The following is a 25,622-nucleotide window of genomic DNA, read 5'->3' on the forward strand; positions in this document are numbered from 1 at the left end:
TGGGATGAGCGTTTCAGCGGTGACCGGGGATCGGGAGTCGCGGAAGGTGCGCCGGATCGCCGCGGAGTTCCCGGAGCTCGGCCGGATCCGGCACGTCGAGGCCAACCCGCCGTCACCGAACGCGTGGGCGATCACCGTCGGTTTCATCGCTTTCGCCACGGTGGGCGCCATCATCGGTACGGCCACGGTCGTCGAGGCACTCGCGACGGTCCCCCTCTGGCTGGCGATGATGCTGCTGATCCTCTGCTTCCTGGGCGGCGAGAAAGTCGTGGTCCTCGAGCGCGGCCTGCTGATCGGGTCGTTCGCGCCGTTCCTGCGCCCCACGGTGGTGCCGTTCGACCGGTTCGCCGTCGGTTCGATCACGGCGGTCCGGCCGGGGTGGAAGCTGTCCAGCATGCTGCGCCCGTCGACCTCGCTCGCCACCGGACGGACCGCGGTCTGGGCCTTCAACGCGGTGGCCTTCGTCGCGGTGCTCGGTCCGATCGCCCGGCGCAAACGCGTCGACGAGGCCGGGATGTTCAGCCCCCAGCCCCCGCACCGTGACAACGTCGTCTGGTGGTTCGGCACCTGGCGGCAACCCGATCGCCTGGTGGGTGCGCTGGAGTCGGCGCTGGTGGATCTCGGGCACCCGGTCGCCGGACTCTCGCAGCACGTGCTGCCGATGGTCCGGATCAGTGGGAAGCCGGCCGACGCCGCCGCTCAGGTTCCCCGCCTGGCAGCTGCCCTCCAGCAATCAGTCTGAGCCTCAGGCGGTCTGCACCAGCAGGAGGAACGTCCGCGCGTAGCTCAGGTCCTCGGCCGGCCGCGGCCAGTCCAGCTCGGTGAGTGCGGCGCTCGCCGTGTCGTGGACCTCGCCGTTGACCCTGACCTCGGCGGTCTCCGAGCCTTCGCGGCCGCCGAAGAACACCTTGATGCCGATCAGCTGACCGCCGGTGAGCTCGAGGTCCTTGGTGAGCACCGGCGCGAGAGCCGGGGCGAGCAGGTGGTCGGCGGCCCAGAGCTGGACCGCCTGGTGCTCGTCGCCGCTGCCCCAGCCGACGATGCCGCCGTGGATCAGGTGCCAGCCGGGAAAACCACGCGGGTCGTCGGCGGCGAAGTGCCCGGCGTACGAGCCGTCCTGGACGAGCAGCTCGAAGACCGCGCTGCCCGTCGTACCGAGCCAGAGGTCGATCGCCCGGTCGACGGAGTCCTCGACCGAGTCGCCGTACCCGGCGACACAGTCGGCCAGCGTCGTCGTGTCCGGCCGGTCCAGGTTGAGGACGAAGTTCAGGTCGAGGTGACCGGGGTCGTCGGTGTGGTCCTCGCCGAGCGTCACGCCGACCGTGCCCGGCCCGCGGACGAGCTCGCCGTCGACGTGCCACTCCCGCCGCGAGGCCGCCGCCAGCTTCACGGCGAGCTTCTCGAGGATCACAGCGTTCGGCAGCCGATCAGTCATGCGGCGACCCTAGTACCCCGCATCGGAAGTTGCCTTGGGCGAGTTCCGACGCAGGGGCGCTAGTACGTCGTACGGGCGTGCTCGCTCAGCCGGCGGCGCGGGCTGCCTGGCGGGCCAGCAGCCGGTCGCGCTGCTCGACGAACTTGGTGGCCTGCGCGTCCAGCGCGGCCATGAACTCGGCCAGCTCGTCGCGCGCCTTGGCGCCGTCGCCGCTCAGGTCGTCGCGGTCGAAGACCTTCCAGTTGCGCAGGATCGGCGCGACCACCTCGTCGTGGTGCAGGCGCAGGTCGTAGATGCCGGCCTTCGCGATCGTCACCGAGTTGCGCGCGAAGCCTTCCATCGTGGCCCCCGGCATCGAGAACTCGGCGACCTCGTTGGTGACGGCCCGCATCGTCTCGTTCGGCGCCAGCTCGAACGCGGCGGCGACCAGGTTGCGGTAGAAGATCATGTGCAGGTTCTCGTCGGTCGCGATCCGGGCCAGCAGCTGGTCCGCGATCGGGTCGCCGGTCGCCTTGCCGGTGTTGCGGTGCGAGACACGGGTGGCCAGCTCCTGGAAGCTGACGTACGCGATCGCCTCCAGCATGTTCTTGTCGACCTCGTGCCCGACGGTCATGTGCGCCATCCGGGCCACCTCGAGCTCGACCGGGTCCACCCCGCGAGTCACCACCAGGTAGTCCCGCAGCGCGATCCCGTGCCGGCCCTCTTCGGCGGTCCACCGACCGACCCACGTCCCCCACGCGCCGTCCAGCCCGAACTGCGTGGCGATCTCGCGGTGGTACGACGGCAGGTTGTCCTCGGTCAGCAGGTTGGTGATCATCGCGACCTTGGCCACCGGGTCGAGCCGCGACTGCTCCGGTTCCCAGTCCTCACCCCCGAGGAACGCGAAGTCGCGCCCCTCGCTCCACGGCACGTAGTCGTGCGGGTTCCAGTTCTTGGTGATCGCCAGGTGTCGCTCGAGGTTCTCCTCGACGACAGGTTCCAGCTCGTGCAGCAGGTTCGTCACCAGCTTGTCGGACACCGAGGCTTCCCTTCGTCGGCGGATTCCCCCCACCCTACGGCACCGTAAGTTACGCCACCGTAGGTTGGTTGCGGTAGGACTCCAGCAGGTCGGCCAGCTCGCCAGGGTGCCCGAGCATCGGGAAATGCCCACCGGACACCTCGTCAGGACTGATCCCGAGCCGCTCCTCGGTCACCCGCCGCAGGAACTCCGGCGGGAACAGCAGATCGCCCCGGGCGATCACCGCCCGCACGGGCACGTCGGGCCAGGCGCGCAACGGACTCGGCTCACCCAGTCGTGCCCCCGACTGCTCCCGGAACTCGCGCCGCGCCGCTTCGGCGAGCTCGGCCGGCAGGTCGTCGAAGAAGGTGTCGACACTCTCGTCCTCACTCATCGGGCAGTTGGTGTTGACCCACCAGTCCACGCCCGACTCGCCAGGAAGCGGCACCATCCCCGCGACGAACACCAGCAGCTCGACGTCGACCCGCGCGCAGACCAGCGGTGCGGTCAGCCCGCCGAGCGAGTGCGCGACCAGTGTCACGGGCTGCCCGTTCCCGGCGGCCCGGATCGCCGTGGCAACCGCGTCGGCGTACTCACCGAGACCGGCCGACGGATCGTCACAGGGCAGGTCGACGGGGATCACGCGGTGCCCACGCCGGCGCAGCTCGTCGGTCAACGGGTGCCAGTGGTACGAGGTACAGCCGCCACCCGGGATCAGCACGTAGGTCATCGCAGCACCTTATGGTGGCCGGGTGGATCGGAGCGCGTTCCCGCACTTCCTCGCGATCACCACGCGGTGGAAGGACAACGACGTGTACGGGCACGTCAACAACGTCGAGTACTACAGCTTCTTCGACACCGTGATCAACGAGTTCCTGATCCGGGCCGGTGGGCTCGACATCCACGGGGGTCCGGTGATCGGGTTGTGCGTGGAGTCGCAGTGCACGTTCAAGGCGTCGCTGGCCTTCCCGGACACCGTTGACGCGGGGTTGCGGGTCGCGAAGCTGGGGAACTCGAGCGTGACGTACGAGATCGGGCTGTTCCGCTCGGGTGCTGCCGAACCGGCGGCGATCGGACGGTTCGTGCACGTGTTCGTCGGTCGCGCCGACCGGCGGCCGGTTCCGTTGCCCGACGAGCTGCGCACCGCGCTGGAGGGAATCGCCTGATGATCGTGCAGGGCGCCGTACTGCGGGAGATGGGCCTGCCCAAGCCGTACGCCGAGTCCCGGCCGCTGCGGATCGAATCGGTCTCGTTGGCCGATCCTGGTCCCGGCGAATTGCTCGTCCGCGTGCACGCCGCCGGGTTGTGCCACTCCGACCTGTCGGTGATCGACGGCTCCCGCCCGCGGGTGATGCCGATGCTGCTCGGGCACGAGGCGACCGGCGAGGTCGTCCGGTCGGAGTCCGCGGAATTCGCGCCGGGGGACACCGTCGGGTTCGCCTTCGTCCCGGCCTGCGGGATCTGCGGGCCTTGTGCGGAAGGCCGCGCGGCGCTGTGCGAACCAGGCGCCGCGGCCAACACCGCCGGCACCCTGCTCGGCGGCCCGCAGCGGCTGGACGGCGTGCACCATCATCTCGGCGTCTCCGGATTCGCCGACCACGCGGTGGTCTCGGCCCGCTCGGCGGTCAAGATCGACCCGTCCCTGCCGCCGGAGATCGCCGCGCTGTTCGGTTGCGCGGTGATGACCGGCGTCGGCGCGGTCGTGAACACCGCGCGCGTCCAGCCGGGGCAGAGCGCGGTCGTGTTCGGCCTCGGTGGAGTCGGGCTGTCGGCGTTGCTGGGCGCCGTACTGGCCGGAGCGCACCCGATCGTCGCCGTGGACGTCGTACCGGCGAAGCTCGCCCTCGCGCTCGAGCTCGGTGCCACCACCGCGATCGATGCCCGAGGCAACGATGTGGTGGAGCAGGTCAAGGAGACCACGGCCGGCGGCGCGCACTACGCCTTCGAGACCGTCGGCAGCGCCGCCGTCCTCACCCAGGCGTACGAAGCGACCAGGCGCGGCGGCACCACGGTGACGGTCGGCCTGCCGCACCCGTCCCAGCTGCTGAGCATCCCGGCGGTCTCGCTGGTCGCCGAGGAACGCACGCTCAAGGGCTCGTACCTGGGCTCGGCCGTGCCCAGCCGGGACATCCCGCGCTACATCGCGCTGTACCAGGCGGGCCGGCTGCCGGTCGACAAGCTGCTCACCTCGACGGTCGCTCTGGGTGACCTGAACGAGGCCTTCGACCAGCTCGCCGCGGGGACGTCGATCCGCCAGGTCCTCGTGCTCTGACCGTCAACTGCCGAGAAAGGTTAATTCCGCGTCAGAACCGTATACAGCGCGGCAACCCTTCAGGCAGGCTACGCACCGTGCGGAGACGCCCACCGCACGTGAGGCAGGGACCGTTCGTGACGCCGCCCGCGACACGAACGGCGCCCGAGGAGTCCCTGAGGAGGACCCCCATGCAGAGCAGGATCCGCCGTACCGGCGCTCTCGTCGGAGCCGGCGCCGTCGTCTTCGGAGCACTGGCCGTGGTGGCCGGCAACCAGGCCGACGCGCAGCAGCCCGGCCCCGCCCCGCTCGACCAGGTGATCGGTGAGCAGCTCCAGGGCAAGGCCGCGCTGGGCAAGCTCCAGCCGCGCCTGGCCGAGCTGGCCGAGCGCAACGGGATCGCCGAGCAGAAGCTCCAGCAGATCCTGGCCACCGACAAGACCAGCTGGCTGGACAAGACCGGCAAGCTCTTCTACCGCGAGCCCGCGGCGACCAAGGCCGAGCTGGCCAAGTCGACCGCCTCGCCGCGCTGGGCCAAGACGCCGGTGCGGTCCGCCGCGGCGGCCGGTCCGGCGTTCGAACTGCACAGCAAGGCCGGCGCGAACCGGGTGGTCTACCTGGACTTCGACGGCCACACGATCACCGGTACCGCCTGGAACACCGGCGGCAAGCCGACCACGGTCAACGTCGGCGCGTACGACACCGACGGCAGCGCGAGCAACTGGAGCACCGCCGAGCAGGACGTCGTACGGGACGTGTGGGCCCGGATCGCCGAGGACTACGCGCCGTTCGACGTCGACGTGACCACGCAGGCGCCGGCCGACGCCGCGATCACTCGGTCCAACTCGTCCGACCAGCAGTACGGCACGCGGGTCCTGATCGACCCGGGCACCTGGTACCAGTCGGGCTGCGGTTGCGGCGGTGTCGCGTACGTCGGCGTGTACGACGAGGCGAGCCGGCACGCGTACTACCAGCCGGCCCTGGTCTTCACCAAGGGCGTCGGCACCGGCGCGAAGAACATCGCCGAGGCGGCGTCGCACGAGGCCGGCCACAACATCGGGCTGAGCCACGACGGGACCGCGTCGGTCGGGTACTACCAGGGCCACGGCGCCTGGGCCCCGATCATGGGCGTCGGCTACTCCAAGGCGATCAGCCAGTGGAGCAAGGGCGAGTACACCGGCGCGAACAACAAGGAGGACGACTTCGCCGTCGCCGGCCAGAACGGGCTCGCGCTGCGCGCCGACGACCACGGCAACGACACCGCGAACGCGACCACGCTCGCCGTCGGTTCCACCGTTGCCGGTGTCTACGCCAACGACAGCGACGTCGACGTCTTCCGGGTCGCCAACCTCGCCGCCGGGCGGTACACGTTCGCCGCGAACGCCGCCGCCAGCGGCGCCGACCTGGACATCAAGCTCCAGTTGCTGAACTCGGCCGGCACGGTCGTCGCCACGGCCGACCCGGCCTCGGGTCAGACCAACGCCGGTACGCCGACCGGTCTGAGCGCTTCCCTGACGCAGCAGGTCGCAGCCGGTACGTACTACCTGCGGGTCGACAACGTCGGGTACGCCAGCCCGCTGAACACCGGCTACTCGACGTACGGCAGCCGCGGCGCGTACTCGGTGCGCGTCACTGCCGGCTGATCTCGCTGAACTCCCGGGGCGCCCTTCTTCTGGTGAAGGGGCGCCCCGGGCCACGGGGGAACTGGGGGGAATCCTTGAGGAGGATTCCGGATGCGGAACAAGTACCGTCGTACGCTCGCACTGACCGCTGGTGGCGCGGTCGCTCTCAGCACGCTGGCCCTGGTGGGTGGAAACCCCGCCGGTGCGGCGGTCGACCCACTCGATGAGATTGCCCAAGGCAACGGTCTGTCGGTGCAGAAGGTGCGCGACACGCTGGCCGACACGACCAGCAGGCTCGACCGGACCGGTCACCTCTTCTTCCAGGAACCCGCGCTGACGTCCGCGCAGCAGACGGAGGAAGCCTCGCCCCGCTGGGCCTCGGCTTCGGCGCGTGCCGCTGAAGGACCGGCGTTCGAGCTGCACAGCAAGGCCGGCGCGAACCGGGTGATCTACCTCGACTTCGACGGCCACAGCATCACCGGTACGGCGTGGAACGCGGACAAGGGCATCGACCCGGTCAACGTTTCGCCGTACGACACCGATGGTGATCCCGCCGTCTTCAGCACCGCCGAGCAGGACGTCGTGCACGAGGTCTGGGCACGGGTCGCCGAGGACTACGCGCCGTTCGACGTCGACGTGACCACGCAGGAACCGCCGCAGGACGCGATCAACCGCTCGGACGCCGCGGACGAGCAGTACGGCACGCGGGTGCTGATCGATCCGGACACCTGGTACCAGTCAGGCTGCGGGTGCGGTGGTGTCGCCTACATCGGCGTGTACGACGCCGCGAGCCAGCACGACTACTACCAACCCGCTCTGGTCTTCACCAAGGGCGTCGGCACCGGCGCCAAGAACCTCGCCGAAGCCGCCTCCCACGAAGCCGGCCACAATGTCGGCCTCGGCCACGACGGCACCGCGACGGTCGGCTACTACGAGGGCCACGGCGCCTGGGCGCCGATCATGGGCGTCGGCTACTACCGAGCCATCAGCCAGTGGAGCAAGGGCGAGTACGCCGGCGCGAACAACACCGAGGACGACTACACCGTCATCAGCTCCCACGGCCTCCCCCTTCGCCCCGACGACCACGCGGACACCCCCGAAACCGCCACTGCCTTGACGATCGGCACCCCGGCCCTCGGCGTGATCACCACCGAAACCGACACCGACGTCTTCCGCGTCGACGTCGCAACCGCCGGCACCTACACCGCCACCGTCACCCCGGCCCCCACCGGCGCCAACCTGGACGCCCAGCTGGACCTCCTGAACTCCGCAGGCACCCCCATGGCCTCAGCAAACCCCGCCTCCGGCCAGTCCGACGCCGGCACCCCCACCGGCCTGGACGCCACCATCACCACCGAACTCCAGCCCGGCACCTACTACCTCCGCCTCGACAACACAGCCAACGCCGACCCCGCCACCACCGGCTACTCCACCTACGGCAGCCGAGGCGCCTACACCCTCGCCATCAACCCCACCTGAGCCACGCCCCGCCCCCGCGGCCTGACCACCTCCAGATCGCCCCCTGCGCCGACCGTGCCGTCGAATGTGTCACCCGGGGGAGTCGATGTAGCAGTTCGCCTCGCAGGTCTCGGCCGATCACCCGCAGACCGCCTCGCCCCGAGCCCGTGCTCGGGGCGAGGCGCCCCACCAATCAGCCACCACCAACAGACCGCCAGCCCGCCGACTCCGCCGGTCGTGCCCGCCTCCCGTGCCATCAACAGACCGATGAGCTGCCTGCCGACTCCGCCGGTCGTGCCCGCCTCCCGTGCCATCAACAGACCGATGAGCTGACCGCCGACTCCGCCTGCCGTTCTGCCAGCCCGTGCTCTGGCGATGAGGGCTGATTCGAGGGCCACTCGCTGGTGCATCAACCTCAGACCAACATCCACCGGCGGGTACGACCTACCGCGGCGGGTGACACCGAGCGCACGCGCCCCGTGTGCAGGAGCGGCGCTTGCTGGGCTCTGTTGGTCAGACTGGATCAGGCCTGCCCGGTCGAGCCACGCCGGAGGACTCGCCCGAGCAGCTTGCTGACGCCTGATTGACCGCGCTCGATCGCGCCACCGGCAACACCCCAGACAGCTCCCGGCCTCACTGAGTCCGCGCCCGGTGGGATGGCAGGCATCAGCGGGTCATTTCGAAACTGTCGTCGGGTGACTGGGGTGTCCGCGACCGCTCGACGGTGTTGGCGGGGGATTGCTGAGTGCGGGTGAAGGCTGTGGCCAGGCGCTCCAGCTTCTGGTCGAGGGTGCTCAGGGCGGTCTGGAGGGTGCTGTGGGAACGGTGGGCGGCGATGGCCTGGGGTGTGAGCTGGAGGATTTCCAGGGACTGGAAGGCGTCGCGGAGGTGGGTCTCCAGGGTGTGGCGGATCTCGGGCTCCTCGGTGTGGGGGACCAGGCGGGGGAGTGTGGTGGAGCGGTAGAGGAGGTCGGTGACCAGCGGCCACTGGCCTTCGGTGGTTTGGCGGTTGAGGAGGGTCAGGGTGGAGCCGGGCGGATGGTGCCGGCGGTGGTCCAGGTAGTTGGTCAGGGCGAGGGTCGCGGGGACGTAGGCCTGGTACGACGGTTGCGTGGCGACGCGCTCGATGCCGGGCGCGTGGTGGGGGACGGACAGGAGGCGCAGGTAGGCGTCCAGGTGGGTGTGGGACCAGGCTTCGGCGACGCCTTCCTCCAGGGCCTTGGCGCCGGGAGTGCGGAAGGCGGCGCGGGCGGCTTCCTGGGTGGAGCCGTGGGGACCCAGGAAGTGGGACTGCTCGTGAAGGAGCGTCAGCAAGGCGTCGCGGTAGCGGGCGAGGGTGGTGGTGGGGCGTGCCTCGCCGGCGCGGGCGTACAGGTCGTGCAGCGGGGCGAGGATGAACTCGCGGTCGAGGTGGAGCGTGCCGTCCCAATGGGCCAGGCCGAGAATGCCTTCGCCGGCCTCGACGATCTGACCGTTCCAGGCGGAGCGGTCGGCGCCGGACAGGGACAGCGCGGTCTGGACGTGCTGAGTGAGCAGCTCGGCGAGGGTGTGAGGAGCGGCGAAGGGGACGACGCGGCCGGAGTTGTGCTGCCGCAGGGCGGACTGAATCTGGTCGGAGCCCGGGTCGTTGCTGACCCGCTGGATCGCGGTCATGGGCGCAGGGACGTCGCGAGGCGGACCAGGGCATCGGCCGAACGCCTCAGGTTGGTGCGCTCGTTCGGGTCTTCGCAGGTCTCGGCGCGGTGGCGGAGCTCGGCGATCAGCCACTCGGTGCGGGCCAGGCGGTCGCCGTACGGCTCGTTGGTTTCCATGGGGGTCCTTCCAGGCGAGGTGAGGTCTCGCCAGGGAAGGTACGGAGAAAGCGCCGCGATTCAGCGACGAGTTACCAGGCTGTGGATAACGACGTCAGCGCGAGTGCTCGAGCCCGTCGGCCAGCACGACCAGCGGCTCGGTCATCTTCAGCAGCGTGAATCGCTCACCCGGATCCTCGACCCGGTCCGCCAGCGTGCGGATCTTCTTGATCGCCCGCTGGGCCAGTTTGATCCGCTCGGTGACCGGGCCGTCGGCGGCGTTCGCCTCGGCGGTCAGCGCGGACGCCTCCTGGAAGGCCTTCTCGTACGCCGGGGAGGCGGGCGGCGGCGTGTTCCGCCGGACCATCTCGAGCAGATCGGTCAGCGACGCCAGGTCGGACGCCGCCTCCTCCCGCTCGGAGCGGAGCTCCACCTGGTCGGCCAGCACCGCCAGACGGCCTACTTCGGCGGCCAAGCCATCCACGTCCAGCCGTGCGTCGACACACGCCTGCTGGACGGCGTCATACGCAGAGCGGAACTCGTCGTACCTCACAGTGAACAAACCTAGGGCACAACGGGCTCCCGCGGCGAGACACGAATGTCGCGCTGGTTGAACCTCTGGCGAAGAAAGCGGATCAGAACAGCGTCGGAGGCGCGGTCTGCACGGGTTCTGGCAGCGATTCCAGCTCCGGCACGCGGGCCCGTACGTCGTCGTGGAACCGCCGCGCCAGCCCGAGCGCGAGCGCGTTGTCAGGGGTGTGGACGAAGACCGTCGGCGACCGTCCCTCCCGCAGCCACTCGGCGCACAGGTCGGCCCAGCCCTGCCAGCCGGCCGCCGTCTCCTCGGCCGAGTCGCGTCCGATGTACCGGACGATCGGCTGGTCGGTCAGAGTTCGGGTACGCCGGGGGACGCGCGGCTTGTTCATCCAGGCCTCCCGCTCGACCAGGCTCGTTGCCGGGCGGCCGAACAGCGTCATCGTGTCGAAAGGCACCCACTCGGCGCCGGTCCGGCCCAGGACCTGCTCCAGGGAGGCCGTGGCGCGGTCGTCGGTGAAGAAGTCGCGGTGCCGCACCTCCACGGCGTACCGGAACGCCCGGGGGAGTTTGTGCATGAAGGTCGCCAGCGCGCCGAGGTCGCTCGGGCCGAACGATGCCGGGAGCTGGATCCAGAACGCGTGCGCGCGGGGGCCGAGCGGTTCCATCGCGGCGAGGAAGGCGTTGACCTCGGCGTCGGCGCTGCGGAGGCGGCGTTCGTGGGTGATGGTCTTCGGCAGCTTCACCACGAAGCGGAAGTCGAGCGAAGTCTGCGCCGCCCAGCTCTCGACGCTGCTGCGGGAGGGCGTCGCGTAGAAGGTCGTGTTGCCCTCGACGGCGGTGCAGTGTGAGGCGTACGAGCGCAGGCGTTCCTTGGAGCCGAGGTCCCAGGCCGCGTGCGTCCACTGCGCGCAGCCGACATGAAGTCGCACGAGGAAAAGATAGTGCCGGCCGGCGTCAGAGTGACACCGGCCGGCGGCAGATCAGCGCTCGACCTCGCCCTTGATGAACTTCTCGACCAGGTCGCGGCAGACGTCGTCGGCGTACTGCTCCGGCGGCGACTTCATGAAGTACGACGACGCGGACAGGATCGGGCCGCCGATGCCGCGGTCCTTGGCGATCTTCACCGCGCGGATCGCGTCGATGATGATGCCGGCCGAGTTCGGCGAGTCCCAGACCTCGAGCTTGTACTCCAGCGACAGCGGGACGTCGCCGAAGTTGCGGCCCTCGAGCCGGATGAAGGCCCACTTGCGGTCGTCGAGCCAGGCGACGTAGTCGGACGGGCCGATGTGCACGTTGCGCGGGTCGATGTCGTCGACCAGCTGCGAGGTGACGGACTGGGTCTTGCTGATCTTCTTGGACTCCAGCCGGTCGCGCTCCAGCATGTTCTTGAAGTCCATGTTGCCGCCGACGTTCAGCTGGTAGGTCCGGTCGACGGTGACGCCGCGGTCCTCGAACAGCTTGGCCAGCACCCGGTGGGTGATGGTGGCGCCGATCTGCGACTTGATGTCGTCGCCGACGATCGGTACGCCGGCCGCGGTGAACTTGTCCGCCCACTCCTTCGTCCCGGCGATGAACACCGGCAGCGCGTTCACGAACGCCACGTTCGCGTCGATCGCGCACTGCGCGTAGAACTTCGCCGCCTGCTCCGACCCGACCGGCAGGTAGCAGACCAGGACGTCGACCTGCGCCTCACGCAGCGCCGCCACGACGTCGACCGGCGCCGCGTCGGACTCGGTGATCGTCTCGCGGTAGTACTTGCCGAGGCCGTCGAGGGTGTGACCGCGCTGCACGGTGATCCCGCTCGGCGGGACGTCGCAGATCTTGATCGTGTTGTTCTCGCTGGCGCCGATCGCGTCGGCGAGGTCGAGGCCGACCTTTTTGCCGTCCACGTCGAACGCGGCGACGAACTCGACGTCGCGGACGTGGTAGTCGCCGAACTGGACGTGCATCAGACCGGGGACGCGCTCGTCGGGCTTGGCGTCACGGTAGTAGTGCACGCCCTGGACGAGCGAGCTGGCGCAGTTGCCGACACCGACGATCGCTACGCGGATCGAAGTCATCTGGAACTCCTTCAATTGGGGGGTGTTGCAGGCGGTTTCTGGTCTGGGGGCTGTTGCTGCCGGCGTTCGCCGTCGATCAGTTCGTTCAGCCAGCGGACCTCGCGCTCGGCCGACTCCAGGCCGTGCCGTTGCAGCTCGAGGGTGTACGTGTCGACCCGTTCCGCGGTCCGGCTCATCGCCGCGCGGAAGTTGGCCAGCCGCTCCTCCATCCGGGCCCGGCGGCCCTCGAGGATGCGCAACCGGGTGGCCGGGTCGGTCCGGCCGAAGAACGAGAACCGAACCCCGAACGTGTCGTCGTCCCAGGCCGACGGACCGGCGTCGTGCATGGCGTGCGCGAAGTGGTCCTTCCCGTCGGCGGTGATCGAGTAGACGATCTTGGGCCGGCGGCCGTCCGGCGTACCGGCTTCGGTCGCGATCAGGCCGCTACGGAGCATCGCCTTCAGGCACGGGTAGAGCGACCCGAACGACAGCACCCGTCCCCACCCGAACTGGGCGTTGACGCGCTTGCGGAGCTCGTAACCGTGCATCGGCGCTTCGTGCAGCAGACCGAGTACGGCGAGCTCCAGGACCCCACTGCGGTTTCCCATGACCCACCTCCCTCGGTCCAGTTTGTCATGACCTGATGTATCGACTCGATACATCGCCCCGCCACTGTAAGCAGCTGGTTGTCGCGACGACAACTCATGACAAAGTCGACCTTTGTCACCTCGTTCGTGCTATGCCGGTACGACGCGCGCCCGAGTTCCTGTCACGTCAGGCGCTGATCTGCGTTAATTCACCTGACACACAGCGTCGTGAGTCAGGAGCGGAGCGTCATGGCCGACAGTCACGGGAAGCACGCGAAGCACGAGGTCGTGGGCGAGGGCCCGCTGGCCCGGGTCGCGTTGCGGTTCACCGCGTTCACCGAGAAGTGGCTGCCCGACGCGTTCGGGTTCGTCCTGGTCGGCACGTTCGTGGTGCTGCTGTTCGGGCTGGTCACCGGTGAGCCGCTGCTGAAACGCCCGGACGATCCCGCCGCGACGCACGGCTTCGGCCTGGTCGACGCCTGGGGCCTGGGCTTCTGGAGCCTGATCACTTTCACGCTGCAGATGGCGATGATCATCATCGGCGGGTACGCCGTGGCGACCAGCGGTCCGGTGGCGCGCCTGATCACGCGGCTGGCCCGGATCCCGAAGTCACCGCGCGGCGCGGTCGCCTTCGTCGCGGCGGTCGCCATGCTCGCGTCGTACCTGAACTGGGCCTTCAGCCTGATCTTCGCCGCGATCCTGGCCCGCGAGGTGGCGCGCAACGTGCCGAAGGCGGACTACCGGGCGCTCGGCGCGATGGCGTTCCTCGGGCTCGGCACGGTCTGGGCGCAGGGACTGTCCGGCTCGGCCGCGCTGCAGGTCGCCAGCCCGAGCAGCAGCCCGGCGCCGGTCCAGGAGGTGATCAAGGCGGCCGGCCACGCGAGCGGAGTGATCCCGCTCAGCGACACGATCTTCACCTGGCAGGCGATCGTGGCAACGATCTTCGTGTACGCCGTGGGCGTGACGATGGCGTGGTTCGTCGCACCCGGCGGGGACAACTCCAAGACCGCCGAGCACCTCGGGATCGAGCTCAAGCCGCTGATCGGCCGAGGCTCCGCGTACAACGGGCAGCGGGGAGACGGCGAGGCGAGGAGGCCGGGCGACTGGCTGGAGCACTCGCCGCTGTTCAGTCTGCTGGTGGTGCTGCTCGGCGCGGTCTACCTGGTCCGGTACTTCGACGGCAAGGACTTCTTCAACGCGCTCGACCTGAACACGGTCAACCTGATCCTCTTCCTGCTCGCGATGCTGCTGCACTGGCGGCCGTGGCGGATGGCGCGCGCGGTCCGCGACGGCGCACCGGCGGCGGCCGGCGTCCTGCTGCAGTTTCCCCTGTACGGCGGGATCTTCGGCATGATCGCCTACACCGGCATCTCGGCACGCCTCGCCGGCTGGCTGGTGCAGGCGAGCACGCAGTTCTTCTTCCCGCCGCTGGTCGCGATCTACTCCTGCATCCTCGGCGTCTTCGTCCCCAGCGGTGGCAGCAAGTGGGTGATCGAGGCGCCGTACGTGCTGGCCGCGGCGAACCAGCTCAAGGTGGACGCCGGCTGGATGGTCGTCGTCTACGACCTCGGCGAGGCCAGCGCGAACCTGCTGCAGCCGTTCTGGATGCTCCCCACGCTCGCGATCCTCGGCCTCAAGGCCCGCGACATCATGGGCTACACCTTCACCCTCTTCCTGGCCTGCTTCCCGGCAGCGTTGCTCGCCGTCACGCTGCTGGCGCCGCACGTCACCGGCTAGGTACTCTCTGTGATCGTTTAGGGCGCGTTACCACATCCCCTCTAGTCTGGGGGCCAATGACTTCCGCGAGATCGTCGAGGACTGGACAGTGAGTGAAGCTCGTCGCAAGGCCGCCCCGTCCCGTGCGCGCCGGAAGAAACACTGGGCGCTGCGGGTGGCCGGGTGGTTGATGGCTCTGTTCTTCCTCGGTGTGATCGGGGCGGCGGCCACCTTCTTCATCGGGTACCAGACCACGGACATCCCGGACCCGAACAAGAAGTTCCAGATGAACACCACCACGGTGTACTACTCGGACAACGAGCACGAGTTGGGTTCGTTCTTCGACCAGAACCGCAAGTCCGTCCCGCTGGAACAGATCCCGAAGACGGTCCAGGACTCGATCATCGCGGCCGAGGACCGGACCTTCTGGACGAACCCGGGCGTCTCGCCGTCGGGGATGGCCCGGGCCGCGTTCAACATCGCGCGGGGCCAGCAACTCCAGGGTGGTTCGACGATCACCCAGCAGTACGTGAAGATCATGTACCTGACCCAGGAGCGGACCTTCGCGCGGAAGTTCTCCGAGCTGTTCATCGCGACCAAGCTGAGTCGCCAGACGGACAAGAAGGACATCCTCGAGGGGTACCTGAACACCATCTACTTCGGTGAGGGTGCCTACGGCATCAGTGCCGCCGGTGAGGCGTACTTCAGCCAGTCGGACCCGAAGAAGCTCACCATTCCGCAGACGGCGCTTCTGGCGACCGTGCTGAACAACCCGAGCTACTTCGACCCGGACAAGGCCGTGGCGCAGAAGCGGATCCTCGAGCGCTACCGGTACGTGCTGGACGGGATGCGGATCGGTGGAACCATCACCGAGGCGGACTACGTGAAGTACAGCAAGGCGGTGCCGAAGCTGGACAAGCCCAAGAAGCCCGGTCGCTTCGCCGGCACCAAGGGCTACCTGCTCGCGATGGCCAAGGAAGAGCTGGAGACCCTCGGCTACACGCCTGAGGAGATCAGTGGTGGCGGCCTTCGCGTGGTCACGACCTTTGAGTACGGGAAGCAGAACGAGGCGGTCCGGGCGGGCACCAAGGAACTGCCGGAGAAGAACGCCGGCCTGCACGTCGGTCTCGCGTCCGTCCGGCCCGGCACCGGCGAGCTGGTGGCCATGTACGGCGGTAACGACTTCCTCAAGAGCGAGCTGAACTGGGCCAGGCTGCGCGCGCGTCCGGGCTCGTCGTTCAAGCCGTTCGCCGTCGCGGCCGCGCTGAAGGACGACCGTAGCCTCTACGACACGTTCCAGGGCACCAGCCCGATCGAGATCAACGGCGAAGAGAAGAACAACGAGTTCGACCGCAGCTACGGCGCCGATGTGACGCTGCTCAAGGCCACCAAGCTGTCGATCAACACCGCGTTCTACGACCTGGTCGACAAGCAGATGGAAGACGGACCGTCGAAGGTGGTCGACGCGGCCGAAGCCGCCGGCATCCCGAAGACGGCGGCGCTCGAGCGCGGCCGGAACCAGTCGTCCACCGTGCTCGGTCCGGACCCGTACGCCTCGCCCGTCGAGATGGCCAACGCCTACGCGACGTTCGCGGCCGGTGGGATGTACACGCCGGTGCACACGATCAAGTCCGTCACCACGCCGGGCAACGCGAAGAACTTCAACCAGAAGGACAAGTACAAGCCGGAACGGAAGTTCGACGCGGAGCTCGCCGCCAAGGTCAACTTCGCGCTGATGAGCGTGACCGAGGACGGCGGCAGCGGCGAGGGCGCGCAGAAGCTCGACCGCGAGGTGGCCGGCAAGACCGGTACGGCGGGTGGTGTGGCCGTCGAGCACCGGGCCGCTAACGCCAAGTGCGACGGCTGTAAGGACGGCGACGACACGCTGACCTCCTGGTGGACCGGCTACACGCCGAACCTGTCGACCTCCGTGCTCTACCGGGCCGGCAAGACCGGTGAAGGCGACCTCGACCCGTTCAGCGACGACAAGGCCTTCTTCGGTGGCAACTGGCCGCTGAAGACCTGGCTGGCCTACATGGAGCCGGCCCTGGGCAGCTCGGACGAGGTGAAGTTCGAGGAGCCGAACCCCGACTCGATGGACAGCCCGACGCCGACGTACACCCCGACGTCGCCGAGCAACACCCCGCCGAGCACGCCACCGAGCACGCCGCCGAGCTCTCCGTCGGAGCCGCCGCCGTCGACCCCGCCGAGCACTCCACCGAGTTCGCCGCCGAGCTCGCCGGACGACCCGCCGACGACCAAGCCGACCCGGCCCACCCGGCCGACGATCGGCTTCCCGACCGGACCGAACGATCCACCGGGCGGCGGCGAAGGCGGCGGTGGCGGCGGAGGCAACGGCAACAACGGCAACAACCAGTAGCTCGGACGAACCAGCTGGACCGCGCCCTCAGGGGTGCGGTCCAGTTGCCGTCCCGGCCGTGCCGGTGGACCTGAACCGAGCCGGTTCGGTGCCGATGGGGCACGATGGGGGTGTGTTCGAGCGAACGGCCGGGGAGCCGAAGCGGGCTCGGCGGGCTCGCGAGACGGGTGTCGCCGGGATCCGGCAGTGGTGGCCCGAGCAGCTGAGCCGGGAGGCGCTCGCCTGGTGGTTGATCACCCGGGCCGGGATCTTCCTGCTGGCGTTGTCCGCGCCGTTGCTGTTCAACCGCGGTGACAGCTACCCGAACGTCTGGCACGCGTGGTGGCAGTGGGACGTCTGGCACTTCAAGGCGATCGCTGAGTTCGGCTACGCGAACGGCGAACCGTCGGGTGCACCGCTCGCGGCGTTCTTCCCCGGCCTGCCCGTCCTGATGCGCACCGCCAGCTGGCTCGGCATCGGGTACGTCGGGGGCGGCATCCTCGTCTCGGCGATCGCGAGCGCTGTCGCCGGGGTCTGGCTGGCCAAGCTCGCCCGGTACGAGTTCCCCGAGCTGCGCGACTTCGGGCCGACCGCGGCGCTGGTCTGGTTCACCGCGCCGGTCGGCGTCTTCCTCGCCGCGCCGTACACGGAGGCCCTGTTCTGCGCGTTCGCGTTCCCGGCCTGGCTGGCGGCTCGGCAGGGGCGGTGGGCCCGGGCGGCGATCCTGGTCGCGTTGGCCTCGACGGTCCGGGTGTCCGGCCTGTTCCTGATCTTCGCGCTGTGCGTCGAGTTCGTCACGTCGAAGAAGCGGGACTGGCGGTCGCTGCCCTGGCTGGCGCTGCCGGCCGTGCCGGTGCTCGGCTTCATGGCGTACCTGAAGCAGATCCACGGCTCCTGGTTCGCCTGGCAGGACGCGCAGGAGAAGGGCTGGGCCCGCGAGTTCACCTGGCCGTGGACCTCGATCGCCCACACCTTCGAGGCCGCCACCAAGGGCCACTTCCCGGCGGACCGGACCGACTGGACCTGGATGTTCCGGGCCGAGCTGGTCGCGCTGCTGGTCGGACTGATCCTGCTCGCCTGGCTGCTCTGGCGCCGCTCCTGGGGCGAGGCCGCCTGGGTCGGGGCGACGGTGGCGGCGTTCGTCACGTCGTACTGGGTGTACTCGCTGACCCGGGCCACGTTGCTGTGGTGGCCGCTGTGGATCGGGCTGGCGGTGCTGCTGCACCGCAGACCCTGGCTGGGCAAGTTCTACCTCGGCCTGGCGATACCACTGGGAGCCATCTGGGCCGCGGCCTTCTTCACCGGCCGCTGGTCCGGCTGAGGACTACCTCACCACGTAGGTGAAGCGCTGCCGAGCCGTCTCCCCGTACGGCGTGACGACGGCAACGGCGAGCTCGTGAGCCCCTGGCGTCAGGTCCAGCGCCCACTCGTCCGCGTCGACCAGATCGCCGCCGGGCAGGTGCAGCCGGATGCCTACGCCGTACGGGTGGAAGTGCTGGAACCGGACCACCGGCCGCTCCACCGTCCCACCGAGCCCGGTCGCGAGCGCCGAGAGCTGCGGGTACGCCGGTCCGCCGTCCCGGACGAGCCGCGGCGTCTCGATCACCCGTGAGCCCTGGAAGACCGGCGCGAAGGGCGGCGCCGTCCAGGTGGCGCCGGTCGTGGTCGCCGAGCCGAAGTACGTGAACCAGGCCGCAGCCTTCGCCGCACCGACCGGACCAACGAAGCGTGGCGGGGTGTCCAGCGCCAGCAGTTCCCGCACGCCCAGCGGCGTACCGGCGTCGTCGGCCCAGTACGAGCCGTTCTGGCCGTCCAGCACGACCCACCGGTCCAGGTCGTCGATCCACGCCTCGCTGACGACGTGCCCGCGTCCGACTCCGGTGTGGTGCGCGTGCTGGCGCAGGTCGACCCGGCGCGACGGGATCTGTACGGCGTTGAGCGCCTGGCTGAGCACGATCGAGTACTCGACGCAGGCGAACCGCTCGCCGGCGTCCACCCGCTCCAGCACGGTCAGCGCGTCCGGGTCGTCCACGTGGTCGTTCGCGTGCTGCCAGCTCCTGTGCACCCAGTCGAGTAGCCGACGGGCGGTAGCCCAGGCCGACTCCCCAGGCGAAGGCAGCCGCTCCAGCAAACCCGCCAGCCGCTCCGGTGCGATCGTGTAGAGCTCCAGCGGCAGCATCGGCGCCGCATCAGGCCAGTCGGTCAGCTCCAGCGAAGGCAGGGGCAGGTTGTCGAGCATCCGCCGCTCCAACGCCGGCCACTCGGTCGCAGTACCGAATGCCTTCTCCAGCTCACCGTCGAACAGCTCCGGCTGGCCGAACCCGCCCGCAATCGCCTCCTCGAGCAGCGCCAAGGCATCCGGTGAGCCGAGGCGGGCCGCAGCCAGCGCCGCGCCAGGAGCCCAGAGGTGAGCCCACCACTCGGTGTCGCCGCGCAGCTCGGGCACCAGCCCGAGCAGGTCCTGGTGGCGCCCGTCGCGCAGCCGCTGCTCCGCCCGGAGCCGCAGCCGGGCAAGCTCCCGCGTCGGCACGCCGGCGAGCTCCTGCGGCGGCAGCCCGGCGAGGTTCCGCGCCGGCAGCCCGGCCCCGGCCCGAGACTCGTCCGCCGACTCCCTCATCCCGCCTCCATCTCGCGATATGGACTCTTGAACTCCCGGGCAACCTATCCGGCAGCCCGATCGTCAGTACGAGTGGAAGGGGTGGCAGGCCGGGCGGGGTCGCCACCCCTCCCTTCTCTTCGCACCACGTCCGGCGGAACCTCTCAGGGGCAGGTTCCGCCGGAGAGTTCGTACCGGAGGGGCGGGCCACCCAGTGGCCCGCCCCTCCGTCGCATCTCAGCCGAAGTTGCGCTCGATCGACTGCGACGGCGTCGGGCTCGGCTTGGTCTCCGCGACCCGCTGGTCGCTCGGGTGCGTGCCCGCCTCGATGCCCTTCAGCGTGCCGAGCAGCTCGAGCTCGGACAGCGTCACCCCGGTCGCTCCGGCCGCGGGCGTCAGCACCAACCGGTACTGCGTGTACGTCTTCGGCTGGGCCACGCTGAACGACCGCGTGTACGACGGGAAGGCCCACGTCTGGCCCGACCGCTTGTCCACGGTCGTCCACTTGGTCCCGTCGTTCGAGCCCTCCAGCGTCCAGCCCGAAGGCGCGGCGCCAGTGGTCCCGCTGGTCAGCGTGTACATCGTCACCGGACGGCCCTGCTGCAGCGTGACGGTCACGGTCGGCGTGGCGCCGGTCAGCGTGACCTGCTGCTTGGAGTCGTTGTCGGTCAGCGCGGACACGTCCACGCCACCGGCCGCGGTGACCGCACCCTCGTCCTCGGTCGAGTCGCGCCAGGTCTTCGGGTCCTCACCGGGCTTGGTGATCGACGGCGGCGCGTCGTTGCGGCCGGTGCCCCAGCTCGACGGCTTGTCGGTCATCTCGAACTCGATCTTGCCGCCGTGCGCGATCAGGTCGTGCGGCAGCGCGGTCGAGGACCACTTCTTGCCGTTCACCTTCACGCCCTTGACGTAGAGGTTCTTCGCGCTGTTCTTCGGCGCGCTGACCACCAGCTTCTTGCCGCCCGGCAGGTTCACGGTCGCCTTGGTGAACAGCGGCGAACCGATCGCGTACGACGGCGAGCCCACCTGCAGCGGGTAGAACCCGAGCATGCTGAACAGGTACCAGGCCGACATCTCGCCGTTGTCCTCGTCGCCCGGGTAGCCCTGGCCGATCTCCGACCCGAGGTACAGCCGGTCGAGCACCTCGCGCACCTTCTCCTGCGTCTTCGCCGGCTGCCCGGCGAAGTTGTACATGTAGGCGATGTGGTGCGACGGCTGGTTGCTGTGGCCGTACTGGCCCATCCGGACGTCCCGCGCCTCGAGCATCTCGTGGATCGTGCCGCCGTACCCGCCGACGTGGGTGGCGTCCTCGGGCGTGGAGAAGAACTCGTCGAGCTTCTTGCCCAGCCCGTCGCGGCCGCCGTACAGGGCGGCCAGGCCGGCGCCGTCCTGCGGGGTCGAGAACGCCATGTTCCAGGCGTTGGTCTCGGTGTAGTCGTGACCCCAGTCGCGCGGGTCGAAGGTGGTCGGCGAGTTGCCCCAGACGCCGACGGCGTCCTTGCCCTGGAAGAAGCCCAGCGCCGGGTCGAACAGGGTCACGTAGTTGCGCGCCCGGTTCAGGTAGTAGTCGTAGTTGTCCAGGTACTCCTGCTTGCGCGGGTCGCTCTTCTTCGCCGCGTCGTACAGGGCCTTGGACATGTTCGCGATGCCGTAGTCGTTGATGTAGCCGTCCATCGACCAGCTGAAGCCCTCGGCCGTGGTGTTGGCCGTGTAGCCGTTGAAGGCCGACAGGTCCAGGCTCTTGCGGCCGACGTTCTCCGTCGGCGGGCGGACCGCCGCGTTCTTCAGCGCCGCGTCGTACGCCGCCTGGACGTCGATGCCCTTGATGCCCTTGAGGTAGGCGTCGGCGAACGCGACGTCCGAGCTGGTGCCGACCATCAGGTTCGCGTAGCCCGGCGAGGACCAGCGCGAGATCCAGCCGCCGTCCTTGTACTGCTGGACGAAGCCGTTCACCAGGTCGTCGGCGGTGTCCTGCGCGAACAGGCTGTACGCCGGCCAGACGGTGCGGTAGGTGTCCCAGAACCCGTTGTTCACGTAGGTCTGCCCGGCCACCAGCTTGGAGCCGGTCGCGGTCGGGGTGTCGGTGCCGACCTTCGGCGAGACCGGCGACGCGTAGGTGATCACCGGCTTCTTCGCCGTACCGGTGTTCTCCGAGCCGTTGTTCGGGTAGAGGAACAGGCGGTACAGGTTCGAGTAGAGCGAGTGCAGCTGGTCCGCGGTGGCACCCTCGACCTCGATCGTGTGCAGCTTGGCGTCCCAGAGCTTCTGCGCCGCCGCCTTCACCTTGTCGAACTTGCTGTCGGCGCCGAGCTCGAGCTCCAGGTTCTTCTTCGCCTGCGCGGTCCCGATCAGCGACGTGGCGATCCGGAGCTGGACCTGCTGGACCTTCTTGTCGAAGCCGAAGTACCCGCCGACGTTCGCGCCGCCACCGTCCGCGAGCTTGCCAGAGGCAACGACCTTCTGGTCGACCACGCCGTACACGAACAGCCGGCCGGCGCCGGTCGACAGCCCGCTCTTCACGTCGCTGAAGCCGGTCACGACGCCGGTCGCCGGGTCGAGCGTCAGGCCGCCGTTGTTGTTGGCGTTGTCGAAGACCAGCGACGCTTGGCCCTTCGGGAAGCTGAACCGCAGCATCGCCGCGTGGTCGGTCGGAGCGACCTCGAGCGCGTTCCCGTTGTCGAAGGTGACGCCGTAGTAGTACGGCCGCGCGATCTCGTTGTCGTGGCTGAACGCCCACCCGCGGGCCTCGCGGTCCGCGGTCGGCTTCGCCGCGGTCGACGGCATCACCTGGAAGGTCTGCCGGTCACCCATCCACGGGCTCGGCTCGTGGCTGATCGACAGCGCCTGGATCTCCGGCTTGTTCTGCTCGTTGTTGCCCTTGGCGTAGTCGTACAGCCAGGACGTCGAGCCGGCGTTCGTCACCGGGGTCCAGAAGTTGAAACCGTGCGGTACGGCGGTCGCCGGGATGTTGTTGCCGCGCGAGAACCCGCCGGTCGCGTTCGTGCCACGCGTGGTGATCGCCAGCTCCGACGGGTGCTTCGCGGCGGTCTTGCGGGCCGCGTCGTCCGGGTTCTCCGCCTTGGCGATCCGGACGTCGTCGATCCAGCCGCGGAAGTCGGCCGGGCCCGCGGGCTTGTCGTAGCCGACGAGGATCCGCTTGACCGTCTTGCCGGCGGCGTACTTGCCGAGGTCGGCCTCGATGTTGTTCCACTGGTTGGTGGACAGGCCCTTGCCGTCGCCCTGGCCGCGCGGGCTGAGCCCGAAACCGCGGTGGTCCTTGGCCTTCAGGTCGCTCAGGTAGGTCCCGTCCGAGAAGGCCAGGTCGACCGCGGCGTACGTGCTCGGGTAGCTGAGGTCGCCCTCGACGTGCTCGGGGAAGATCTTGTACGACAGCCGGGTGTCCTTGCCGACCTTGAGATCGACGTCGGCGACCTTGTTCCAGGTGTAGCCGCGACCCTCGGCGGTCTGGTGCCCGGCGTACCGGAAGGACTTGACGCCGGTGAAGCCGACCCGGGCCCGGGCGTTGTAGGCGCTGGTCGGGCCGGAGTCCAGGCGCGACTCGGCCACCTCACCAGGAGGCGGCAGCGGGGCGCCGTTGGACAGGTACCAGTCGGCGAGCTGGATGATGTCCTCGCCGTGGTTCGCGGTGATGCCGAGCTTGTAGAAGCTGTACGGCGTCTCGTTGGTGAGCGCGTACTCCTTGGTCTGGTACCGGCTCTCGAACGACTCGTCGGTCCGGGTGTCCAGCACCTTCCAGGTGGTGCCGTCGGTCGAGCCGGAGACGGTCCAGTTCTTCGGGTCCCGGTCCTCGGCGTCGTTGGCCGACGTCAACGCGTACTTGCGCAAGGTGATCGGCGTCGACGTCTGGTAGGTCAGCCAGCCGGTCGGCGCGAACACCAGCCACTTGGTGAACTTGTCCCCGTCGGCGACGTTGCTGGCGATCTCACCGCCCTCGGCGTTCTCGTCGCTGGCCGCGACCTTGGTGACCTTGTCCATCTCGCTGCCGCCGATCCCGGTCGGCGTCGGGCCCTCGACCCCACCGGTGCGGGGTTTCCCGTCCGGCCCGGTCTCGACCGTGTCGGTGTAGCCAGGCTGCGGCTGCCCCGGCTCGAAGGAGGTGAAGTAGGAAGCCCCACTCACCACAGGCTGCTGGTGCGCCTGGGAGGAGGTGGGCAGGAAGGCGCTCGCTGACGTCATGGCAGACATTGTCACAACAAGCCCCAGAGACGTGACGAGCCCCAGTGGGCGGCGGAGTTTCATCTCGCTCCTCGCAGGCAGAAAAGCACCCGCCGAACGCGAGCACCCTGGTGGTCACGCGGCCCCGATGACAAGGTTGTCAGCCCGCGTCCGCAGTGATCCTCCCTACCGACATCACCCCGGGTCAAGACTTCGTCGCACTCTGTTCAGCAAGTTACCGCTTGCCGGCGGCCTCTCGCCGTACGACGCCCCGCTGGTCGGTCAGCGCGTAGCGGCGACCAGCAGCGTCGGCAGTACGGCGAGGAACCGGTCGCGCCGAGCCCGGTCGTTCTGCTCGGCGAGCCAGCCGTCGGCGTCGTCCCGCGTGATCAGCGCCCGGTCGACCGCCGCGTCGGCGGCCATCTCCAGCTGCTTGGCCATCACGTCGTGACCGGTCACGACCTGGTTGTGGACCACCACCTCCGGGTCGTGGAACCCGGTGTCGAGCAGCCAGTCGCGGAAGCTCCGGGCGGCCCGCGGTGCGACCGAGCGGGACTCCAGACCGAGCAGGATCACGTCGGTCAGGTCCTGGTCGCTGCTGTCGATCAGCAGGAACCCGTAGTCCTGACCGACGAGGACCGCGCGCCCGCCAGGCCGCAGGACCCGGTACGCCTCGGCCAGAGTCGGCAGCGGGTCCTCGAGCAGGTGGAACAGCCGGGCCGCGCGGTACGCGTCGACGGACCCGTCCGCCAGTGGCAACTCGTCGGAATGTGCCACGTGAAACATCGCGCTCGGGATCCGCGCCGCGGCGACCGCGATCGCGGCGGCCTCACTGTCGACGCCGATCGCCTTGCCGCCGGCCTCGACAAGCTCGGCCGCCGCATGACCGCAGCCGCAAGCCACGTCCACACACGTCTCGCCCGGCGCGAGCGCCAGCATCCGGTACGACGCGGCCCGCAGCTCGGCCGCACCGGGTGTCTGCTCGATCCGGTCCAGGAATGTCGTTTCGCCCATACGACCACGCTGCAACTTCAGGTGCACCTGAAGTCAAGAGGACTCAGTCCATCGAGACCTTGTCGAAGATCGTGGTGGTGTAGCGGACGTCGACGCCGACCTCGTCGCCGACGGCCGGCGGGGCCACCGAGGACGGCAGGAACAGCATGCTCGCCTGCATGTGCGGCGGCTCGGCGAACCAGCGCTGCTTGCCCTCGATCGTGAACGGCGACAGCGCCATCCCGGCCGCGTCCAGGCTGCCCTTGGCGACCGCGATCGCGCGCTGCCGGACGCTGGCGGCCGCGGTCGGCGCCTCCAGGCCGACGCCGTGCGCCGTACCGCCGGAGACGACCAGGATGTGGCCGTCGCCGGTCACCCGGCGCTGGCGGTAGCCGACGCGCTCGCCGCGTCGTACGGAGTGGACGTCGAGCACGGTCGCGCGCACGGTGAACGCGCCACGGTCACCGAGCCACAGGCCGGTGCCCATCCGGAGCTTCACGTTCTCGCCGATGTCGGCCAGCTTCTGCGCCGGCACGTGCGACACCCACAACGGCCCCTGCCGTACGGCGCGCGCCTGCTTACCGAGCTCCGCGGCCTCACGGATGTTGGCCGACGTACCGCCGGCGCCCATCGGGAAGTGCAGCGACCAGCCCTCGAACTTGATCCGGTCGAGCGCGTTCAGCAGCATCGTGTGGCGCAGCTCGCGGGCGCCGATCCCGTGCCGGCGCATCGAGGTCTGCACCTCGATCAGTACCCGGCTGCCGGCCGGGATCGAGACCAGGTCGGCCAGCCGGCTGACCGTGTGGATCACGTTCTTGCCCTGCGGGACCTCCAGGAACGAGCGCCACGGCGAGAGCACCACGACGTCGTCCTTGAAGTCCGGCGGGACCTCGTTGTACGTGCCGACCGCGACCGTCTTCGCGCCGAGGGCCCGCGACTCGGCCAGCAGCCGCGGGTTGCCCACGCCGTACCCGTTGCCCTTGGCCACCGGGATGATGTCGGCGTTCCACGTGGAACGGAGATGGTCGCGCCACCGATCGGAGTCGATGTGCAGGGTCAGGGGCAT

Annotated in this window: 21 protein-coding genes; 8 read left to right on the forward strand and 13 right to left on the reverse strand. The window is 69.4% G+C overall.

The features are described 5' to 3' along the window. Window positions 1-4: 4 nt before the first annotated feature. Window positions 5-742 (forward strand): hypothetical protein, encoded by a 738-nt coding sequence (locus ACLQ2O_RS03070; protein WP_425826905.1) that lies wholly within the window; start codon window positions 5-7, stop codon window positions 740-742. A 3-nt stretch (window positions 743-745) separates the two neighbouring features. Here the strand turns inward: ACLQ2O_RS03070 and ACLQ2O_RS03075 are convergent, their stop codons facing one another. The 3 genes from ACLQ2O_RS03075 to ACLQ2O_RS03085 form a co-directional block, all read right to left on the reverse strand. After that, on the reverse strand, window positions 746-1,435 hold the full coding sequence (locus ACLQ2O_RS03075) for a DUF6348 family protein (RefSeq protein ID WP_425826907.1): 690 nt from the start codon (window positions 1,433-1,435) through the stop codon (window positions 746-748). A gap of 85 nt (window positions 1,436-1,520) precedes the next feature. Continuing rightward, window positions 1,521-2,453 carry an acyl-ACP desaturase gene (locus tag ACLQ2O_RS03080; protein WP_425826909.1) on the reverse strand — a complete coding sequence of 311 codons (933 nt, stop codon included), beginning with the start codon at window positions 2,451-2,453 and terminating at the stop codon, window positions 1,521-1,523. 49 nt (window positions 2,454-2,502) lie between these two features. Next, window positions 2,503-3,162, reverse strand: coding sequence for an alpha/beta fold hydrolase (locus tag ACLQ2O_RS03085; protein WP_425826911.1), 660 nt, complete (start codon window positions 3,160-3,162; stop codon window positions 2,503-2,505). Window positions 3,163-3,184: 22 nt separating this feature from the next. Here ACLQ2O_RS03085 and ACLQ2O_RS03090 point away from each other — a divergent pair, with 22 nt between their 5' ends. The 4 genes from ACLQ2O_RS03090 to ACLQ2O_RS03105 all read left to right on the forward strand — a co-directional run bounded on the left by ACLQ2O_RS03090 (window position 3,185) and on the right by ACLQ2O_RS03105 (window position 7,784). Continuing rightward, window positions 3,185-3,598 carry an acyl-CoA thioesterase gene (locus tag ACLQ2O_RS03090; protein WP_425826913.1) on the forward strand — a complete coding sequence of 138 codons (414 nt, stop codon included), beginning with the start codon at window positions 3,185-3,187 and terminating at the stop codon, window positions 3,596-3,598. Then, window positions 3,598-4,704 carry a zinc-dependent alcohol dehydrogenase family protein gene (locus tag ACLQ2O_RS03095; RefSeq protein WP_425826915.1) on the forward strand — a complete coding sequence of 369 codons (1,107 nt, stop codon included), beginning with the start codon at window positions 3,598-3,600 and terminating at the stop codon, window positions 4,702-4,704. The genes ACLQ2O_RS03090 and ACLQ2O_RS03095 overlap by 1 nt, the downstream gene beginning before the upstream one ends. A gap of 170 nt (window positions 4,705-4,874) precedes the next feature. Continuing rightward, a complete protein-coding gene (locus ACLQ2O_RS03100; RefSeq protein WP_425826917.1) occupies window positions 4,875-6,326 on the forward strand; it encodes a zinc-dependent metalloprotease family protein in 1,452 nt (483 codons plus the stop codon). A gap of 90 nt (window positions 6,327-6,416) precedes the next feature. Further along, entirely contained in the window at window positions 6,417-7,784 is a 1,368-nt protein-coding gene (locus tag ACLQ2O_RS03105; RefSeq protein WP_425826919.1) for a pre-peptidase C-terminal domain-containing protein, read from the forward strand. Between the two features lie 645 nt (window positions 7,785-8,429). Here ACLQ2O_RS03105 and ACLQ2O_RS03110 read toward each other — a convergent pair. From ACLQ2O_RS03110 to ACLQ2O_RS03135, 6 genes are all read right to left on the reverse strand, one after another. Next, on the reverse strand, window positions 8,430-9,416 hold the full coding sequence (locus tag ACLQ2O_RS03110) for a hypothetical protein (protein WP_425826921.1): 987 nt from the start codon (window positions 9,414-9,416) through the stop codon (window positions 8,430-8,432). Continuing rightward, window positions 9,413-9,574: a hypothetical protein gene (locus ACLQ2O_RS03115; RefSeq protein WP_425826923.1), complete on the reverse strand. Its 162-nt coding sequence runs from the start codon at window positions 9,572-9,574 to the stop codon at window positions 9,413-9,415. Before ACLQ2O_RS03115 ends, ACLQ2O_RS03110 begins: the two co-directional genes overlap by 4 nt. Window positions 9,575-9,668: 94 nt before the next feature. Continuing rightward, window positions 9,669-10,028: a hypothetical protein gene (locus tag ACLQ2O_RS03120; protein ID WP_425826925.1), complete on the reverse strand. Its 360-nt coding sequence runs from the start codon at window positions 10,026-10,028 to the stop codon at window positions 9,669-9,671. A gap of 160 nt (window positions 10,029-10,188) precedes the next feature. Next, on the reverse strand, window positions 10,189-11,019 hold the full coding sequence (locus ACLQ2O_RS03125; RefSeq protein ID WP_425826927.1) for a DUF72 domain-containing protein: 831 nt from the start codon (window positions 11,017-11,019) through the stop codon (window positions 10,189-10,191). A 51-nt stretch (window positions 11,020-11,070) separates the two neighbouring features. After that, on the reverse strand, window positions 11,071-12,150 hold the full coding sequence (locus ACLQ2O_RS03130; RefSeq protein WP_425826929.1) for an inositol-3-phosphate synthase: 1,080 nt from the start codon (window positions 12,148-12,150) through the stop codon (window positions 11,071-11,073). An 11-nt stretch (window positions 12,151-12,161) separates the two neighbouring features. Beyond that, window positions 12,162-12,737 carry a helix-turn-helix transcriptional regulator gene (locus ACLQ2O_RS03135; RefSeq protein ID WP_425826931.1) on the reverse strand — a complete coding sequence of 192 codons (576 nt, stop codon included), beginning with the start codon at window positions 12,735-12,737 and terminating at the stop codon, window positions 12,162-12,164. 228 nt (window positions 12,738-12,965) lie between these two features. Between ACLQ2O_RS03135 and ACLQ2O_RS03140 the strand changes: the two genes are divergently transcribed. The 3 genes from ACLQ2O_RS03140 to ACLQ2O_RS03150 all read left to right on the forward strand — a co-directional run bounded on the left by ACLQ2O_RS03140 (window position 12,966) and on the right by ACLQ2O_RS03150 (window position 18,112). Next, window positions 12,966-14,453 carry a short-chain fatty acid transporter gene (locus tag ACLQ2O_RS03140; RefSeq protein ID WP_425826933.1) on the forward strand — a complete coding sequence of 496 codons (1,488 nt, stop codon included), beginning with the start codon at window positions 12,966-12,968 and terminating at the stop codon, window positions 14,451-14,453. Window positions 14,454-14,541: 88 nt separating this feature from the next. Continuing rightward, on the forward strand, window positions 14,542-16,812 hold the full coding sequence (locus ACLQ2O_RS03145; protein ID WP_425826935.1) for a transglycosylase domain-containing protein: 2,271 nt from the start codon (window positions 14,542-14,544) through the stop codon (window positions 16,810-16,812). Between the two features lie 112 nt (window positions 16,813-16,924). After that, window positions 16,925-18,112 carry a mannosyltransferase family protein gene (locus ACLQ2O_RS03150; protein ID WP_425826937.1) on the forward strand — a complete coding sequence of 396 codons (1,188 nt, stop codon included), beginning with the start codon at window positions 16,925-16,927 and terminating at the stop codon, window positions 18,110-18,112. Between the two features lie 3 nt (window positions 18,113-18,115). On the opposite strand, the gene ACLQ2O_RS03155 is transcribed toward ACLQ2O_RS03150, so the two are convergent. The 4 genes from ACLQ2O_RS03155 to ACLQ2O_RS03170 form a co-directional block, all read right to left on the reverse strand. Beyond that, window positions 18,116-19,408, reverse strand: a complete 1,293-nt coding sequence (locus tag ACLQ2O_RS03155; protein WP_425826939.1) for a transglutaminase domain-containing protein — start codon at window positions 19,406-19,408, stop codon at window positions 18,116-18,118. A 216-nt stretch (window positions 19,409-19,624) separates the two neighbouring features. Beyond that, window positions 19,625-23,584, reverse strand: coding sequence for a GH92 family glycosyl hydrolase (locus tag ACLQ2O_RS03160; protein WP_425826941.1), 3,960 nt, complete (start codon window positions 23,582-23,584; stop codon window positions 19,625-19,627). A gap of 261 nt (window positions 23,585-23,845) precedes the next feature. Further along, window positions 23,846-24,577, reverse strand: a complete 732-nt coding sequence (locus ACLQ2O_RS03165; protein ID WP_425826943.1) for a methyltransferase domain-containing protein — start codon at window positions 24,575-24,577, stop codon at window positions 23,846-23,848. A 43-nt stretch (window positions 24,578-24,620) separates the two neighbouring features. After that, window positions 24,621-25,622, reverse strand: coding sequence for an alanine racemase (locus ACLQ2O_RS03170; RefSeq protein WP_425826945.1), 1,002 nt, complete (start codon window positions 25,620-25,622; stop codon window positions 24,621-24,623).

Source organism: Kribbella sp. DT2, assembly GCF_049844575.1.
GTDB lineage: Bacteria > Actinomycetota > Actinomycetes > Propionibacteriales > Kribbellaceae > Kribbella.

What these genes read in the sequence shown, in the direction of transcription:
- ACLQ2O_RS03070 (WP_425826905.1), top strand. Translation starts at nt 5, where the DNA reads ATGAGCGTTTCAGCGGTGACCGGGGATCGGGAGTCGCGGAAGGTGCGC.
- ACLQ2O_RS03075 (WP_425826907.1), bottom strand. Translation starts at nt 1,435, where the DNA reads ATGACTGATCGGCTGCCGAACGCTGTGATCCTCGAGAAGCTCGCCGTG.
- ACLQ2O_RS03085 (WP_425826911.1), bottom strand. Translation starts at nt 3,162, where the DNA reads ATGACCTACGTGCTGATCCCGGGTGGCGGCTGTACCTCGTACCACTGG.
- ACLQ2O_RS03095 (WP_425826915.1), top strand. Translation starts at nt 3,598, where the DNA reads ATGATCGTGCAGGGCGCCGTACTGCGGGAGATGGGCCTGCCCAAGCCG.
- ACLQ2O_RS03100 (WP_425826917.1), top strand. Translation starts at nt 4,875, where the DNA reads ATGCAGAGCAGGATCCGCCGTACCGGCGCTCTCGTCGGAGCCGGCGCC.
- ACLQ2O_RS03105 (WP_425826919.1), top strand. Translation starts at nt 6,417, where the DNA reads ATGCGGAACAAGTACCGTCGTACGCTCGCACTGACCGCTGGTGGCGCG.
- ACLQ2O_RS03110 (WP_425826921.1), bottom strand. Translation starts at nt 9,416, where the DNA reads ATGACCGCGATCCAGCGGGTCAGCAACGACCCGGGCTCCGACCAGATT.
- ACLQ2O_RS03115 (WP_425826923.1), bottom strand. Translation starts at nt 9,574, where the DNA reads ATGGAAACCAACGAGCCGTACGGCGACCGCCTGGCCCGCACCGAGTGG.
- ACLQ2O_RS03130 (WP_425826929.1), bottom strand. Translation starts at nt 12,150, where the DNA reads ATGACTTCGATCCGCGTAGCGATCGTCGGTGTCGGCAACTGCGCCAGC.
- ACLQ2O_RS03135 (WP_425826931.1), bottom strand. Translation starts at nt 12,737, where the DNA reads ATGGGAAACCGCAGTGGGGTCCTGGAGCTCGCCGTACTCGGTCTGCTG.
- ACLQ2O_RS03140 (WP_425826933.1), top strand. Translation starts at nt 12,966, where the DNA reads ATGGCCGACAGTCACGGGAAGCACGCGAAGCACGAGGTCGTGGGCGAG.
- ACLQ2O_RS03155 (WP_425826939.1), bottom strand. Translation starts at nt 19,408, where the DNA reads ATGAGGGAGTCGGCGGACGAGTCTCGGGCCGGGGCCGGGCTGCCGGCG.
- ACLQ2O_RS03160 (WP_425826941.1), bottom strand. Translation starts at nt 23,584, where the DNA reads ATGACGTCAGCGAGCGCCTTCCTGCCCACCTCCTCCCAGGCGCACCAG.
- ACLQ2O_RS03165 (WP_425826943.1), bottom strand. Translation starts at nt 24,577, where the DNA reads ATGGGCGAAACGACATTCCTGGACCGGATCGAGCAGACACCCGGTGCG.
- ACLQ2O_RS03170 (WP_425826945.1), bottom strand. Translation starts at nt 25,622, where the DNA reads ATGCCCCTGACCCTGCACATCGACTCCGATCGGTGGCGCGACCATCTC.